The sequence below is a fragment of the Mesorhizobium abyssinicae genome (genome assembly GCF_049887195.1).
In the GTDB taxonomy this organism is placed as follows: Bacteria; Pseudomonadota; Alphaproteobacteria; order Rhizobiales; family Rhizobiaceae; genus Mesorhizobium; species Mesorhizobium abyssinicae.
The window spans coordinates 35,937-50,978 of record NZ_JARAKC010000022.1 but is presented as its reverse complement, the minus strand read 5'-3'; the positions used below and the strand labels follow the sequence as shown (position 1 = coordinate 50,978).

14 protein-coding genes are annotated in these 15,042 nt (G+C 59.8%); 4 read left to right on the top strand and 10 right to left on the bottom strand.

The genetic code is table 11. The features are described from left to right. Window positions 1-2: 2 nt before the first annotated feature. The 6 genes from virB4 to PU724_RS28495 all read right to left on the bottom strand — a co-directional run bounded on the left by virB4 (window position 3) and on the right by PU724_RS28495 (window position 9,072). The gene (virB4, locus tag PU724_RS28520; protein ID WP_354424912.1) at window positions 3-2,366 is read right to left on the bottom strand and encodes a type IV secretion/conjugal transfer ATPase VirB4; all 2,364 of its coding nucleotides are present in this window, start codon (window positions 2,364-2,366) and stop codon (window positions 3-5) included. Then, a complete protein-coding gene (locus tag PU724_RS28515) occupies window positions 2,366-2,692 on the bottom strand; it encodes a type IV secretion system protein VirB3 (protein WP_354424827.1) in 327 nt (108 codons plus the stop codon). Before PU724_RS28515 ends, virB4 begins: the two co-directional genes overlap by 1 nt. Beyond that, entirely contained in the window at window positions 2,692-3,054 is a 363-nt protein-coding gene (gene virB2 / locus PU724_RS28510) for a pilin major subunit VirB2 (protein ID WP_426213703.1), read from the bottom strand. The genes PU724_RS28515 and virB2 overlap by 1 nt, the downstream gene beginning before the upstream one ends. A gap of 14 nt (window positions 3,055-3,068) precedes the next feature. Continuing rightward, a complete protein-coding gene (locus tag PU724_RS28505) occupies window positions 3,069-3,848 on the bottom strand; it encodes a type IV secretion system lytic transglycosylase VirB1 (RefSeq protein ID WP_354424829.1) in 780 nt (259 codons plus the stop codon). Window positions 3,849-5,114: 1,266 nt separating this feature from the next. Beyond that, complete coding sequence (locus PU724_RS28500) at window positions 5,115-8,435, bottom strand: molybdopterin-dependent oxidoreductase (RefSeq protein WP_354424831.1); 3,321 nt, start codon at window positions 8,433-8,435, stop codon at window positions 5,115-5,117. Window positions 8,436-8,469: 34 nt separating this feature from the next. Continuing rightward, on the bottom strand, window positions 8,470-9,072 hold the full coding sequence (locus PU724_RS28495) for an ABC transporter permease (protein WP_354424833.1): 603 nt from the start codon (window positions 9,070-9,072) through the stop codon (window positions 8,470-8,472). A gap of 17 nt (window positions 9,073-9,089) precedes the next feature. On the opposite strand from PU724_RS28495, the gene PU724_RS28490 reads away from it, so the two are divergent. Then, window positions 9,090-9,548: a LysR family transcriptional regulator gene (locus PU724_RS28490; protein ID WP_354424835.1), complete on the top strand. Its 459-nt coding sequence runs from the start codon at window positions 9,090-9,092 to the stop codon at window positions 9,546-9,548. A 133-nt stretch (window positions 9,549-9,681) separates the two neighbouring features. On the opposite strand, the gene PU724_RS28485 is transcribed toward PU724_RS28490, so the two are convergent. Then, on the bottom strand, window positions 9,682-10,626 hold the full coding sequence (locus PU724_RS28485) for an aldo/keto reductase (protein WP_354424837.1): 945 nt from the start codon (window positions 10,624-10,626) through the stop codon (window positions 9,682-9,684). 132 nt (window positions 10,627-10,758) lie between these two features. On the opposite strand from PU724_RS28485, the gene PU724_RS28480 reads away from it, so the two are divergent. Then, the gene (locus tag PU724_RS28480) at window positions 10,759-11,640 is read left to right on the top strand and encodes an AraC family transcriptional regulator (protein ID WP_354424839.1); all 882 of its coding nucleotides are present in this window, start codon (window positions 10,759-10,761) and stop codon (window positions 11,638-11,640) included. 50 nt (window positions 11,641-11,690) lie between these two features. Here PU724_RS28480 and PU724_RS28475 read toward each other — a convergent pair whose 3' ends face one another. Beyond that, window positions 11,691-12,083 (bottom strand): winged helix-turn-helix transcriptional regulator, encoded by a 393-nt coding sequence (locus tag PU724_RS28475; protein ID WP_354424841.1) that lies wholly within the window; start codon window positions 12,081-12,083, stop codon window positions 11,691-11,693. Window positions 12,084-12,175: 92 nt separating this feature from the next. Between PU724_RS28475 and PU724_RS28470 the strand changes: the two genes are divergently transcribed. Both PU724_RS28470 and PU724_RS28465 read left to right on the top strand, forming a co-directional pair. Next, window positions 12,176-12,898 carry an SDR family NAD(P)-dependent oxidoreductase gene (locus tag PU724_RS28470; RefSeq protein WP_354424843.1) on the top strand — a complete coding sequence of 241 codons (723 nt, stop codon included), beginning with the start codon at window positions 12,176-12,178 and terminating at the stop codon, window positions 12,896-12,898. Window positions 12,899-12,961: 63 nt separating this feature from the next. Beyond that, window positions 12,962-13,669: a DsbA family oxidoreductase gene (locus PU724_RS28465; RefSeq protein ID WP_354424845.1), complete on the top strand. Its 708-nt coding sequence runs from the start codon at window positions 12,962-12,964 to the stop codon at window positions 13,667-13,669. Window positions 13,670-14,194: 525 nt separating this feature from the next. Here PU724_RS28465 and PU724_RS28460 read toward each other — a convergent pair. Both PU724_RS28460 and PU724_RS28455 read right to left on the bottom strand, forming a co-directional pair. Then, entirely contained in the window at window positions 14,195-14,518 is a 324-nt protein-coding gene (locus PU724_RS28460) for a D-alanine--D-alanine ligase family protein (protein ID WP_354424847.1), read from the bottom strand. 26 nt (window positions 14,519-14,544) lie between these two features. Beyond that, on the bottom strand, window positions 14,545-14,826 hold the full coding sequence (locus PU724_RS28455; RefSeq protein ID WP_354424849.1) for a D-alanine--D-alanine ligase family protein: 282 nt from the start codon (window positions 14,824-14,826) through the stop codon (window positions 14,545-14,547). Window positions 14,827-15,042: the final 216 nt, after the last annotated feature.

Genomic DNA, 15,042 nt, shown 5'->3' with positions numbered 1-15,042 from the left:
CGTCATTCTTGAACTTCATGGATGCGAGCCATGAACTTGTCGAGCCACGCCTCCGGGGCATGCCCGTGGTCGGCGCGAAGCTGGTCAGCAAAGCGCACCGTGTTGGCGCGCCCCGATAGCACGGCGACATACTCGCGCATTTGCCCAAGATCGAACTCGCAGACGACGCTTCCACTCTCGCGCTTGAGCAAGAACTTTCGGCTGCCGACAGCCATATCCTGGCGAATCGCCTGGAATTCCTGTTCGGTGCACTTCAAGCCATCGACGTACGCAGATCGGTCCGCCGTCGGTGACGGGTAGAAGATTTTCGTCATACATTGGGCAACGAGACTCGCCCCGAGTCGCGACTCGAGCACGTGCTCAGGCTGTTGGGTCGCGAGTATCAACATGCCATTATTCTTGCGAACGGTGAGCAAGAACTTGTCGATGACAGCCGAGAATTGCGGATTAAGAAGGTAGAAGCGAAATTCGTCGCAGCTCATAACAAAGCGACGGCCGTCGACAACGGCACCCACTCGATGCAAAAGATATGCGGCGGCAGGCGCACAGACCTCCTCATACTCCAGGAGCTGCGTCATGTCGAAACCGGTGATGGAGGCATCTAGCCTTACTTCGTCCGCCTCGCCATCAAAGGCCCATCCAAGTGCATTTCCTCTGCACCAGCGCTCCAGCCTTGCTCCTGCGCTCTCAGACGGGCCGTGCAGCAGGAATTCACGTAAGCCAGCGAGTGAGCGCATACCGGGCTCGAATGAGAGCTGACGCACAATGGCGCGCTCCAGCCGCCGACTTTCTTCCGGCGAAATCGTGCCGCGTCCGTCACTTTCGATCAGCGCCACCAGCCACTCACGCAGAAAGTCGCGCGAGGCGGGACTGTTATCCAGTCCACGCAGGGGCGCCAGCCCGCTGGGCGCGCCCCTGCGTAGCGCCAGATATGTACCTCCCGTGGCCCGGACCAGCAGTTCACCACCGCGGTCCTTGTCGAAGAAAACGATAGCGCCCGTTCGGTCGATCATGCTTTGCTCAAGCATAGCGAGCACAAAAGTCATCAGCGTTGTCTTGCCTTTGCCCACAGGACCAAAAATTGCCGTCATGCCGACGTCGTTCTCATGGGGAACGTAGTCGAACGAGGTCCCGCCGTTGGTGCGAAAGCGCGCGACCGCATTGCCCCAATGGCCAGAGCTGGTGCCCCTTGGAAAATTCTCGAATGAGACGAGGCCGGCGAAATTACGTGAAGTGATCGCTCCAGGCCGCGTGCGCCATTTGGTGTTGCCCGGAAGTTGGGACCAGTAGGCTGCCTCCATGCCGATGCCCTCTTGCACGATAACGGCGCCCGCATCTGTCAGCCGTGCACGGGCACTCGCCGCGCGATCTGCTAGGCCATTGAGGGTGTCGGCATAGACGCACAGGCTTAAGTGATGCGAGCCCATTACGAATTCATTGCTTGCCAATGCGTCCTCTGCCTCAGCAAGTTCCTTGATCTGGCTAAGGGCTTTGTCGCCCGCACTCGTCATCTGGCTGGATTTGAGGCTCAGCTTCGCGTGGGCCTGCGCGCGAGTGAGGAAGGAAAAGCTCTGAGTGAGCACGAGCGGGAAGTTGGTGGACAACAACGAATTCAGCATCCCTGGCCGGGTCGCTGCCGGATATTCGCGGAACGAAAATAATGAGCCGACGTAGCTATCCCCTGGGGTGCGAATCTCCAGTGCTCGCTTTCCACATATGACGCGGTCAGTGTAGATTGAGGCTCCGAGCGATCCGCTGATCATGGGTACCGGCAGGAAACGGCAGGTCAATATAAGCCGCAGCGCTTCCCCGATTTCAGAGAAGAGCACGCTATCCTTTTCGCGAACGCCGAGCCGGCGCAGACCGTAACCGCCGAGTGCGCTGGAAATGATGTGCCATAGATCCTCCAATATCCGCATCTGGCTGGCTAGATCATTCCTAACCTTTGACTTGACAAACCGCGCGCCGATCTTGCCGACGGCAGTGCGAGGAAACACAAGAACGGTCAGGAAGTGGTCGTTGTGAAAGAGTTTTCCAAACAGCACACGGCGCTCATATGCCTCGTTCAGGCCCCTGGCGAATGCACTTTGGAACTGGCGAGGCGGGGGAGCTGGCACGTCAGTGTGTCGCACGAGGTGAGCACACAACGAGACGTTGTCATCAGCGATGTTGCGCAAGAGGGTATTGAAGGCGCGGCAGCGTGCATTGCGGGTGGCGGTATCTTCCAATTCAAACGGCAAGCCATTGACATGTGCCATGGCCATGACGGACCCGTCTTCCAGCAGGACAACTTGGTCGCTGACGTGGCCGACATAAGGAAGATAGATCTCGCCAGACCTCTCGGCCCTGCCGCTGGCGCCGAACATCATAACATTCCTCTTCCCCGTTTCGACACTCTGATCGGATTGGGGCTCACGCTCGCCCCACCCCAGATGGCCCCGTCGACGCTTCTGCCTGCGGTCTGCAAATACAGGAGCACCACGCTTGCGGCATTATAATCGCGCTCGACAATGACTCGTGCTCCAAACCAAACCGGCACGAGGACGATCTCGTAAAGCGGGTTCTGAAGGAGGACGATGAGAAGCCCAGCCAACATCATGAGCAGTCCGGCCAGCGTCAGTGGCACACCTAAGAACAACGCGGGGCGTGTCGCCGCCACATAAAGCGTGCTCACCTCCAGCCGGGCGCCCATCAGGTAGTCCCTATGAGCGCCTTTCCCAGGAAGCTGGCCCCGAACATGATGACTATGCCGCCCACGACGCCGGCAACCAGACCGAGCGAGGCACGGCCGAACATCCAAGACAGGCCGACGGCCACGATTCCGAGCACTGCAATAGACTGCCCAAATGGGCCAAGTATGAACGAGCAGATATTCTCAACCATTCTGGCAGGATCGGCCCCGCCCGTCACCTGGGCCACGGCTGGTGTGCAGTACACGGCGCTCCATGCCGCGGCCCCGGCAGCGGCTGGCACATATTCAGCACCCGTGCGCAGCTTCGCAGCAAGCTCAGGAACACGTCTCGCAAGCGTTCGAATTACCTTGAGTTTCATCATTGCATCTCCATGTTTCAATCGAATACCAGTCGATTTGCGTTCGCGGGTCCCCGCTCCTTGGATGTCTGACTTGGCGGGATGGATGATTCGGCTTCGGAACGATTGTGGCGGTAGGAACCCCAAACATCCCATGCCTCTCCCGCGGTCTGCATTTCATCAACCGGCCGGCTCGGCGCGAGCAGGGACGGCACATTCTTTCGAGTGGGTGTTTCACGCTCGGGGATTTTGCGACCGGCCGTTTCAAGCTTCCGCTCAAGCAACCTTGGCACGAGCTTGGCGGCGGCCTCGACCTTGCGCACGTAACCGTTAGCAAAGCCACGTGTCAGACTGCCGGTGTTATATGCCGAGATAGCACGGCGAAGCGCCATTTGCTCTGCCGCGGCAGTTCTGCCGCCAGCATATTGCCGTTCTAGCAAGTGGGCGGCAGCCGAAAGAGACGGGCAGGGTTGAAGTGCTGTTTCGGGCGTGAGGTTGAGCTGGGCAAAATTATTGCTGTTAATTTGCATCAGCCCCACGTCGAGGGAGTGGTGCGCTTCGAGGCGATCCTTCAAGTTTCGCGCCGCTTGCAGCTGATCTTTCCAGCGAAGCTGTTCATCAGTTGTGTTGTCAAAGGCCACCAGCGGGTCGAAGCCACTTTCAACCATGGCAATTGCGGTGAGTGTTGAGGGAGCAACCCACGGAGCGCATCGGCGAGCCACGCGGTCGAACTCACGCGGGGAAAGCGGTGCGGGCTCACTCGGGACGGACGTGGTTGCCAGCAACGCGAGAGCCAAAGGCCAAACTGCAATAAACATCGCCTGTCACATGTCCTCTGTAAGCCGTCGGGAGATTGATCTCCGTCCCCACGCGCTTATCGGAGAGGCGTGTTACCTTAGAATTTCGAAATCCGCCTTTTCCGTTTCAAATGAAGCAATCGGCAATTTTTTGCGGCGTCAACGCGCCCGGGTCCACGCCTGCGCCCGAGCGGCGGCTCAATGGCCGGGCGTCGGGCTCCAGAAGTGGCGAGATGCCAGGCAGGGAAAAGGCTGCTGCGTGTCAATGCCGAGCTGCTCGACAAGGCGACCGGCGAAATTGGCCTCAAGCGCAAAGGGGCCCATGCGGCGAGGCGACTGTCGGCGGAACTCGCCTTCACAGCAGTCCTGCTTCCACCGATGCGAAGATGCCGGCGCAGAGCCTGCAAGGCATGATAAGGATTTCGCCCTGGTCGAAAGCCGTAACTGCAATCGAGGAAATCACCCTCGAAAATACTACAGCCACGTGCTGACCATCCGCGGGCGATAGCTACAGGCTCCGCGCCAAGCGAAACAGCAGCTTCATCCCGCCGTTAACAGGCCTCCAGTCGGCTCCGCCTCGCTCGGCCCGTCACCGAAGGAACTGGACCTTCTGCCGACATCATGAACCCGAAGGTGGGGGCGGTTCTTCATGACGCAAAGGAGGCAGCTCCAGCTGGCATTTGACGGTATGGGAGGAAGTCAGCGGCAAGACTAGCTGGCCTAAATATTCGTCTGCCCGCCATTCTAACCCGCTTCGCGCGTCGCCACGATCGCCCTGCAAGCATTTCCGAACCCCTGCAGCAGCCTCTCGGAAATAGTCTTCTTTCGCATTCGGGATGCCATTGAACCGCCATTTGGAGCGTTTCGGTGGGCTAAAATAGGCTGGATCAACGTTCGATTCGTCGCCGGTTAGAACCAGTCCGCGGAGACGGGACACGATTTTGCTGATACCCTAGGCGCCGTGCGCGAAGCTAGTCGGCAAAATCACAACATCGACTTTTGCGAAGGTTTCAAGCGCGTCGATGTAGCGCCTGCTCACCCAGTCACGATGAACTCCATCATCGATCAGGCGATTTGAAATTACCCCGACCAGCGCATCCTTCGGTGGCGACGCCTCAGCGCTCGCGGCGGTGGGCGTGGCACTCCATCAGATTGGAAATCAAACGCATTTCTGGCGACAGGAGCAACTTGCCGGAGACGCAATAGGGATGGGCGCGGAAATGGGACCGCAAGATGCCCGCAGTTCGAACCCAGGCAGCGAGGAACGGCGCCCGGCACTGCGGGGCTTCAGGCCTCAAGAACGAGATCGGATAGCGGCACAGCCTGGCATGCCAGACACATCCCCTCCTCCAATTCCGGTTCCTCGATCAGGTGCCGGACACGGCCCTGCAAGACTCTGACTGCACAGCTTTCACATTGACCGACGCGGCAACCGCTGGGCAGTTGCTCGCCCTTCTTCTCCGCAAAGTCCAAAAGCACGCCTGAATCCGGTTGCCATCTCAATGTTCGGCCAGATCGGGAAAAGCGGATGTCGCAAGCAACCGACTCACTGGTCGGCGGCCTGATCGGCGCGCGGAACCGCTCAGAAAATATCTCGAACTTGGGCACGTTGCGCGCCAACAGGTCCCTGGTGACCTCATCCATCATCTCATTGCCCGCGCAGAGATAAAACCGCGGCCTGCGCAGGAGCAAGCTTTCAGGGATCTCGTCAACGGTGAACCTCCCCCTTAGAGAATCTCCGGAAGGGTCCATCGGCCGGCTTAGATAGTTCACGACATGTAGGTTGCCCAGGCGGCGCGCGTGATGGCAGAGACGTGCGTGGAAGGGCCGAGATTGGGCATCGCGGCAGGTAAAGTAGAGAGTAACTTCGGGCTCGCCAGGCGCACCGGTCAGGTTTTCCAGGAATGACAGAAAGGGCGTTATGCCGATGCCTGCCGTGATCACAACCACGGGGAATTCGTTGACCAGCGGCAAGATAAAGTTGCCTGCCGGAGACTTCAGAGGGATCACGTCGCCCTCTTTGACGACGGATGTGACGTAGTTAGAAACTGGGCCGCCCAAGATTCGCCTGACCGCGATAGAGTAAGAATGCGGTCTCTCGCAGCTGCCGCCGATCAAGGAATAGCAGCGCTCGTTGCCGTCGACCCTAATTGCTACATGCTGGCCTGGTTTGAACCCGGACAGGGGCAGTCCGTCGACAGGTTTGAATTCTAGCGAAACGATCTCGTTTGCTTCGGCCCGCCGGCCAACAACCTGGAAATCGCGCACCGCAGGCTCGGAGGAACTCCGAACAAGCTGAATGCTGCAGGCAAGCGAGCGCATTGGCAGCGAGCCGCTGATTGGGTCCCGGTCACGCTCCGGCACCAACGCGTTGTAGTTCGCACCTTCACCGTCTGCTTCTAGACCATATCCCGGCAAACCGAGATCCGGCGCCGACTGCCACCAGCCATAATCGCCAACCACGACGTCTGGGGCAAGGCCGTCATCCAGCGAAGCTTTCAAGATGATTGATCCAATGCGCGTCGAAACGCGCACCTGATCTCCCTGATCAATGCCGTAAGCTGCGGCCAGATCGGGGTGCATTTCCACCAACGGCTCCGGCCGTTTCCGTCTCAGGGACGAGATGCCGCGATCCTGGCTGTGGCGGAAGTAACCGTTGCTGGCGGCCATCAGCACCAGGGGAAATGACTGATCACCGCTTTCAGGAGAGGGCACGAATTCAGGAATCGCATGATAGCCGTGACGCAACAATTTCTCCGAATAGAGTTCGGCACGGCCCGTTTCAGTCGGGAACCCTTCCTCACGGTACTTTTGGTAGCGTCGCGCGATCGGGACCCTCACTCCTTGCGGGTTGGCGCGCAGCGTATCGAGATCCAAATTGAGTGGATCAAGCTGATACTTCCAAGCAGCTTCGATGTCACCATCAAAGAAGAGCTCGCCCAATCCGAGCCGTTTCGCCAACTCGAAAACGATCCAAACGTCTGATCGGGTGTCTCCTTGGCGGGGGACCATTTGTTGCCGCAGTTGAACGAGTTCCTGTGCTTCGAAGGATATTTCGAAGCCTATTCGAAGTGCCTCGTATTCCCAGGGCGTTGAGACGGGAAGCAGGATATCGGCATAGTCCGAAGTTGGATTGTGGAACAAGTCGCAATGTACATAGAAGTCTAGGTCTTGCAGCGCTTGCTTGCCGCGTCCCGGCGCAGGATGCGAGACAAGAAGATTGGTTCCGAAGGTTACGAGTGCCTTCACTCCATACGGTCGGCGATCGATGATGGCATCATAGAGATCGGTGGAAGTGATCCAGCCATTGACCGGCGGTCCTAACGGGCGATCAGCCAATCCCAACGCCTTGGCGCGCTGTTGTTCCGACATCAACGCCATGCTGTGCAGGGCCTGCGTCGGCAACGGGGTTATCTGGACGTTTCCTCCCCGCACATCGAAGGATCCGGTAAGCGCGTAAAGCGTGGCAATCGCCCGCTCGGTTTGAGTGGCGTTGCGATGCTGTCCGGTGCCCGTCCAGGTGTGGTAGCTGATCTTCTTCGCAAAGCCGAGTGCCTGCGCGAATGTCGCGAACGTCGTTGGTGCAACGCCAGTTAGTCGCTCCACCGTGTCCGGATCGAATGGTGCCACCGCATCGCAGTAGATGTCAAAGGCTGTGCGGCACAAAACATTTCCGGTCTTCGTCGCGACGACATGGGACGCAGATAGTACGGCCGACTTCGATTTGAGCGCCGCTGGCAGCGACCCCTTGGTTTCGTCATCCCACACCAGGTAGTCTTGCTCACGTTGCGCCATGTCCTCGTGCAAGAGATCGCGCGAGCGCAGAAATCTGCCGCTGTCCGACCTGACAAGAAATGGAGCATTCGTCCAATCGCGCACGAAATCCCCATCGAACGCCGCGCGTTCAATAAGCTCTCTGGCGAGCCCCATGGCCAAAGCAGCGTCGTTCCCAGGCCGAACCCGTAACCAATGATCGGCTCGGCCAGCAAAGGGTGTGCGACGAGGGTCGATGACGGCAAGCTTCGCTCCCCGCGCCTGCGCAGCCGCGATAGCTTCCGCCTGCGCGAGCCAGACATTTGAAGGATTGTGTCCCCACAACAGAATAAGCTCGGAATTGGAATAGTCGGCGGCGGGGATTCCTGATCCAAAAGTGAAGGCATGCGCGTAATCTTTGTGCCAGGTGCAAATCTCCGCCGCGTAGCACAGATTTGGACTGCCGAACCCGCGGATCAATCGCAGGATCCAGTCGGTGCTGTCCGACAACGGGGATGACGATCCAGAGGTTACCGCGAAAGCGACCGACTCCGGACCGCCTCGGGCAACATGGCCCTTCAACCGATCAGCGATCTCATCGAGTGCTTCGTCCCAAGAAATCTCCACCCACTGCGGATCTGGGTCGCTCTTCGGCGTCGTGCGCCGTAGCGGCGCCGTAAGACGCCTTGAATTGTGGACGACTTCCGGCGCCGATCGGCCCTTGGGGCACATTGCCTTGCCGGTTGGATGATCGGGATTTGGCACCACCTTTTTGAGCCAGCCGTTTTCGACGACGTTGATGGTGCCACACCGTGACTTACAGAGGGTACAAAAACCGACTTTCTCTTCGATCATGGTAGACGAGTCTCCGAATGTCGTGCGATGGTCGCTACCAACAGGCGAGCAGGGCGAACCGCCGCTTCACACGACTATCGCGTAGCGACCGCCAGTCCGATCTTTTCGAGCGCAAAATCAACACGATCACCAGAGCCATCCGAACCGTCGAGGCGGCGGCTACGACCACCTGCTCCGCGCCGAACTGGATTTGGCTAAACACATGGATCGGTAGTGTGGCCAATCCTGGTCCCACCAGGAAGAGAGTCGCGTTCACCTCTCCGAAAGAGACGACGAAAGCAAAGATCGCGCCGGCTGCGACACCGTTTTGGGTACTGGGCGTGACGAGCATGAAAGTACGAAATCGGCTCGCTCGGTGGACGCATGCAGCATCCTCGATGGCTATGTCGAACAGGTTCAAGCTCGACAATACGGAACGCATGACGAACGGAATACCGAGCAACCTATGCGCCAAGACCAGCCTCAATACTATGGGCATACCGACCATCTGGGAAGATAACAACAGAGCCACGCCCAAGATCAATCCTGGAAAGACAAGCGGGGAGAGCAGGAACGCTTCGATCGTACTCTTGTACGGGAGACGAAAGCGCGTCAGGGCCACCGCAGCCAAAGTGCCTAATACGATGGACAGGCGCATGCTGCCACCGCGGTCGTTTGCTCCAAACCAAATCGGACGTCGAGGTTGTCAGGTCGGGCTCGGAGCGGGCTGCAGCCAAGGCGCTCGAAATTACCCAGCCTGCCGTCAGCCAGCAAATTCGGATATTGGAGGGTCTGGAGTCCAATTGTTCGGGCGTGACAATGGGGCGGCTTCTCCCGACGTCCCAGACGATGACCCTTTTTCGCGATACCGACGCCACCTTCGTTCAGATGGAGAGGATCGCCAAGACGGTCCCGTGCCTGAAGGGTGTCGATAGCGACACGATCAGCATTGCGGCGCCGCACGTCTTCTCGCTCCGGCTTCTTCCGGAGGCTTTCCACAAGCTGAGGTCACATCAGCGGGTCGCGGGGATCGTTCTCAGGTCGGGCACCTACCCGGAAGTGGCGGACCACGTGCTGGAGGGACGCGCCGACCTCGGAATTGCGCGTCTGCCGCTTGGACGGCAACGTCTTTGACTGGCGCCCGGCGACGACCGCGACCAACGTTTACATGGTGCGCGAACTTGAAGCCGGCACGGAGAGCTCTCAACTCGGCCGCGCCCTTCAGGTGTCAGTTACGCTGGGTCTGAGCGTGGCGACCTAAGTTGATCTACTCACCCCAGACACGTCCGCCGATGCCCCCGCTTGGGGCGATCTCGTCAATCCGCTTGACGTCCGCTTCCGTCAGCACGACTTCGGCAGCCGAAATATTCTGCGCCACACGTTGCGGGTTGCGAGAGCCTGGGATCGGAACGATGTAGTCCTTTCGCGCCAAAAGCCAGGCCAAGGCAAGCTGAGAGAGGCTGATGCCTTTGGCCGAGGCCAGTGACGTAAGCTCCTCCGCGATCTCCATGTTCTTGCCGAAATTCCCCGGCGCCCACCAACCTAGGTTCTGCCGGAAATCGTCGGCGGCGTATTGGTCGCGAGATGTTACGTGGCCAGTAAGGAAACCGCGCGCCAGCGGTGAGTATGCAACCAGTCCGATACCTAGTTCTTCAAGGACCGGCAGCAGCGGCTCCACATCCTTGGCGAAGATGGAATACTGGTATTGCTGCACCGAGATGGGGGCGACAGCGCTGGCGCGACGGACGGTGTTTTCGTCCGAGTTGGAAAGGCCGAGATATCTCGCCTTGCCCCCCTGGACGAACTCCTGCATCACGCCCACGACGTCTTCGATCGGGACGTTGGGGTCGGGGATGTGCTGGTACAGCAGATCGATGGTCTCGACGCCCAGATTCCTGAGGCTGGAGTCCACGACCTGGCGGATGGTCTCCGGCCGGGAGTCGGGGGCATAGCTTTCGGTCAGGCCGAACTTCGTTGCGATCGTCACCTGGTCGCGGATCGGCCGCAGGGCAATACCGAGCAGCTTCTCGCCTTCACCCCAGCCATACATGCGGGCAGTGTCGAAGTGGGTGACGCCGAGCTCATGCGCGCGGCGGATCGCCGTGATCGACTCCTTGTCGTCGCTGGGACCGTAACCGATGGCGGTCCCCATGGCGCCGTACCCAATGGCTCCGACTGTCAGGCCGTGGCGGCCAAGCTTGCGCTGCTGCATCGTGAATGTCCTTTCCTGTTATGTCCCAGTGTCGCTTCTCACACGCGACCGAGCGATGCCCGATCCTGCCGGTTCATTGCCTAATCCTGCCGATCGCTTGACGTTTCCAGGTAAACCCGAGCAGATGGTCTCATGACCGATCTTGCCCAACTCAAAGCCATTGCCCTGCGCCATGCCGGCAGGCCGCAACCGAAAATGCCGCGGGTCAGCATAAGCACCTTCGACCGACCCTCGGAGCCCGGCTGGTTGGTCTATGACCCGGTTGTCTGCTTCGTCCTGCAAGGGTCCAAGCAGGTCTTCATCGGCGACCAGGTGCTGGAGTACGGCGCCGGCTACTGCATGGTGGTGGCAGCCGAACTCGCCGCCATGGGGCAGATCAGCAGGGCTTCATCCGAGCAGCCCTATGTCGCGATCAACCTCCACATCGATCCGGACGTGATCTCGGCGCTGCTCGTGGAGATGGGCGGCATGCCGGAGCTGCCGATGCATAAGGGGTTTGGATATAGCCCTGCTGGGCCGGCACTGATCGACGCCTGGCGACGGTTCGCCGAACTTCTGGACCGCCCCGGTGAAATTCCGGTCATGGCACGTCACAGGGAGCACGAACTCATGTTCCGCCTCCTCATGGGACCACAAGGGGCGCTGCTCCGGCAAATCGCCGGCACCGGTAGCCGCCTGTCACATATCCGGCGGGCAATGGCATGGATTCGCGAGCACTACGCGCAGCACATGAGCATCGAGGCCATGGCCATGGTGGCCGGTATGAGTGAGTCGGTGTTCCATCGCCACTTCAAGGCAATCACCGGATTGAGCCCGCTGCAATACCAGAAGCAAATCCGTCTGCATGAGGCGCGTCGACGCCTGATCACGGAGCATACGGAAGCGACGAGCGTGGCCTACGCCGTGGGTTACGAGAGCGTTTCGCAGTTCAGCCGGGAGTACAAACGGCTCTTCGGCGCACCTCCCCGGCGGGACGCCGGAAAAATGCAGAACATCGTTGAGCCAGGACCATAGGTCCCCCGAAGCCTATGCTGCTCGCTCGGCACGGCTGGTGGAAAGCTGAACTACTTCCGCACGTGCTTTGTCTGTTTGTCGTGCAACGCGCGATGGGCTTCGATTTCGCCCAGATGATCCAGGACCCACGCCGCGAGCTGCATGATCGGGGCGGCGAGAGAAGCACCCAAATCGGTCAGGCCATACTCGACCTGAGGCGGTACGGTCGGATGGACCTTGCGCGTCACCATCCCGTCCGCTTCCAGAGCCTTCAGCGTGCGGGTGAGCATCTGCTGGGAAATCCCGCCGATCAGGCGTTTGAGCTCGTTGAAGCGCCGCGGCTGGTCGGCAAGCATCGTGATGGTGAGGATCGTCCATTTGTCGCCCATGCGGCCTAGGATAGCGTTGACTTTGCGACAATCGGGGTTGGTGCCAGGCAGACTCGGAGGGGTAGGCATATGCATGTGACTAGGCCTCAAAAATATGCGTTCTTGCGGCGTCGGCGGTCAATATCCCATATCTGGTCAGCAAAACATACCACCTTTAGGAGAACGTTGTGACTGACAAGAAGACGATCGCCATTTTCGGCGCGGGTGCCGGGCTCGGTGCCTCCCTCGCCAAACGATTTGGGCGCGAAGGATATCGGGTTGCTCTCGTCGCGCGACGCGCCGCTCCACTCCAAGAGCGCGTCGACGAACTCGCAAGCGCCGGCATCGAGGCTGCCGCCTTTCCAGCCGACCTCACCAATCTGGACGGTATTCCCGCGCTTGTGCGCTCAATCGAGGAGCGCCAAGGTTCAATCGACGTCGCGGTCTATCAGCCCGTCGGAAATGTCGGGTTCGTCCCCGCGGCCGAGCTCGATGCGGCGAAATTCAAACCAATGGCCAACATCTTCGCATTCGCGCCGATCGAGATCTCGCATGCGGTGCTTCCCGGCATGCTGGCGCGCGGCGATGGTGCGATCGTGGTCGTCGGCGGCCTGACAGCGACGGTGCCGATGCCGGGGCTGAGCGGCGTTGGCCCGGCGATGGCGGCAGCCCGTAACTACATCTTCTCGCTGAACGCCGAGGTGATGCCGAAGGGTGTTTATGCGGGCACCATCAACATCGGCGGCTTCATCGACCGCTCGACCGGACTTCGAGCCATGACCTCGGCTGGCGCCAAGCCCGACCCGAGCTATCCCATTCTTGATCCCGATCACATCGCGGAGGAGCTCTGGTCGCTCGTCACCACGCGCGATCGGGTCGAAGCGATCCTTCCGCGGACACCTGCGACCTGACGACAGCAGATCGATGGATGGACGAGGTCGCCAGACAGCGGGCCAAGCAAATGGAGAAGAACGATGAAGGTCGAGATCTGGTCCGATGTGGCCTGCCCCTGGTGCTACATCGCCAAACATCGCTTCGACAACGCGCTGTCCCAGTTCGAGCATCGCGAGCAGGTGGAGGTCATCTGGCGCAGCTATCAGCTCGATCCAGACGCACCTGCCATGTCCAACATGAGCCTCAACGACAGCCTTTCGGAAAAGCACGGCTTGAGTCTTGAGGAGGCGATCGCGATGAACGATCAGATGCGTCGGCTCGGCGCTCAGGAAGGACTCAACTACGATTTCGATCGGGCGCGCTACGGCAACTCGTTCGATGCGCATCGGCTGATCCACTTCGCACGCCAACGCGGCGTCCAAACGACGATGGAGGAACGCTTGTTCAGGGCCTACTTCACCGAGGGCAAGGCGCTGGGCGACACCAATATCCTGGTCGAGCTTGCCCGGGAGGTCGACATCAATGCTGAAGAAGCACGCGCAGTCCTTGTCGGCGAGGCATTCGCTGAGCAGGTTCGGGCAGATACAGAGAGCGCGCGCCGGCTAGGCCTCAAAGGCATCCCGTTTTTCATAATCGACGAGAAATACGCCATCGCAGGTGCCCAGGCGTCGGAAACTTTCCGGGATGCGCTTGAGCGAGCCTGGATGGAGTCGCATCCGCTCGTCAGCCTTTGGGGCCCTGAGATGGGTGCGGGCTACTGCAAAGACGGCACCTGTGAGATTCCGTAACCGAAGCCGGCCCGCTGCCCAGACGTCGGCCCGAGAGCGCGGAAATTGCCGCAAGCGGCTGCCGGGGCTCTGATCGCGGCACCTCGTGGAAGCGGGCAGCAGCGGCGAAGTGGCGCTATGCCTTGAGATTCGATCGCTCTTCAGGGGCTTTATGAAGAACGATACGAGCGCGTCATATCCCCTGGCCGCGAAGGCCGCCGGATACAGCATGTCAGGCTTGACCAATCGCATCCTCGATACCGCCCACGCGCTATTTCAGTGACCGGCGAGAACTGGCTGGCAAGCAGATAGCGCCTCCCCCGGCGAAGATTTGGCGCGGACACGGCGGACAAGATGGACAAAAAGCAGATTCATTGCGCGCATCAGGCCGGTGGCGGATTTCATTTGGCTAGTGATCCCCCTCGATGGGGCAAACGATCTTGGGGATCGTGCCCGCTGACGTGACGGCATTGGTCGCCGTGCTCTCCGGCATGGGCCGGAATAATCAGCGCGCCACTGCCGGGAGGCTGACGAGCGGATCATCACTCATCTGGCTGATCGAGCGAAAACGTGGCCGCTCTTTCCAAGCCCGGGATTGGCGTTGATTTCCAGAACAAATGGTTGACCGGAGCGATCGATCCGAATGTCGACCCGGGCGCTGCTGTCGAGCTGCGCTGGGCAAATATTCTTCGGCGCCGCGCTGGCTTCCCAGCTGGTGCACAGACGATTTTCGCGGTCGCCGAAGTCCCGTTCTACTATGGGCAAGACCTCAAGCTCTCCGTTTCCCAGCAGCGCGACCGTGACTTCTCGCCCATCGATGTATTCCTCAACGAGCGCATCTTGCTGATAGCGCGTGACGATCGTCTCCACCGCCTGCCTCAACTGAGTGGGCTCATTTACGAGATGCAAGCCGGCTTCACCACGAATGGGAAGCGCAGGTCGCCGGTACTTTCTGTGCCGCTGCGCATGACCCGAAAATTCGACGTCGGCACGCCGCGGTCACGGATGAGCGTCTTGGTAATAGCCTTGTCGAGCGTCAGCCCATGCCCGAGCGGACTCGGGCCGGTATACGGAACTCCGGCCATTTCAAGCATGGCCGGAACATGGGTCGGAGGGTATTCGCCCTGGACTCCGTTCGCCATGTTGAAGACGATTCCCGAGGGGGCGGCCGTATGCATCGGGTCGCATGAACCCTTCTAGAGTGGCAAGCAAGCCCTTATCGCCTTCGCACAGCAGCGTCTCGTGGCGGTTCTCTTGCAGCGCTGCCACCACACTCTCGAGCGCCTCGCAGTCGTCCAACCTCTGACGAGACCGTCCGAACCTGTTGATCACACCCTTTAGGATCATGGTTCCAGACGAAGGCTACCCGCATCAGCTACTCCTTGGGATGTCTG

Bases quoted from the DNA above. Each gene is read 5' to 3' on its own strand.
- PU724_RS28495 (WP_354424833.1), bottom strand. From the start codon at position 9,072: ATGCGCCTGTCCATCGTATTAGGCACTTTGGCTGCGGTGGCCCTGACG.
- PU724_RS28485 (WP_354424837.1), bottom strand. From the start codon at position 10,626: ATGCAGCAGCGCAAGCTTGGCCGCCACGGCCTGACAGTCGGAGCCATT.
- PU724_RS28465 (WP_354424845.1), top strand. From the start codon at position 12,962: ATGAAGGTCGAGATCTGGTCCGATGTGGCCTGCCCCTGGTGCTACATC.
- PU724_RS28480 (WP_354424839.1), top strand. From the start codon at position 10,759: ATGACCGATCTTGCCCAACTCAAAGCCATTGCCCTGCGCCATGCCGGC.
- PU724_RS28515 (WP_354424827.1), bottom strand. From the start codon at position 2,692: ATGGGCGCCCGGCTGGAGGTGAGCACGCTTTATGTGGCGGCGACACGC.
- PU724_RS28455 (WP_354424849.1), bottom strand. From the start codon at position 14,826: ATGCATACGGCCGCCCCCTCGGGAATCGTCTTCAACATGGCGAACGGA.
- virB2 (WP_426213703.1), bottom strand. From the start codon at position 3,054: ATGATGAAACTCAAGGTAATTCGAACGCTTGCGAGACGTGTTCCTGAG.
- virB4 (WP_354424912.1), bottom strand. From the start codon at position 2,366: ATGTTCGGCGCCAGCGGCAGGGCCGAGAGGTCTGGCGAGATCTATCTT.
- PU724_RS28475 (WP_354424841.1), bottom strand. From the start codon at position 12,083: ATGCATATGCCTACCCCTCCGAGTCTGCCTGGCACCAACCCCGATTGT.
- PU724_RS28500 (WP_354424831.1), bottom strand. From the start codon at position 8,435: ATGATCGAAGAGAAAGTCGGTTTTTGTACCCTCTGTAAGTCACGGTGT.
- PU724_RS28505 (WP_354424829.1), bottom strand. From the start codon at position 3,848: ATGTTTATTGCAGTTTGGCCTTTGGCTCTCGCGTTGCTGGCAACCACG.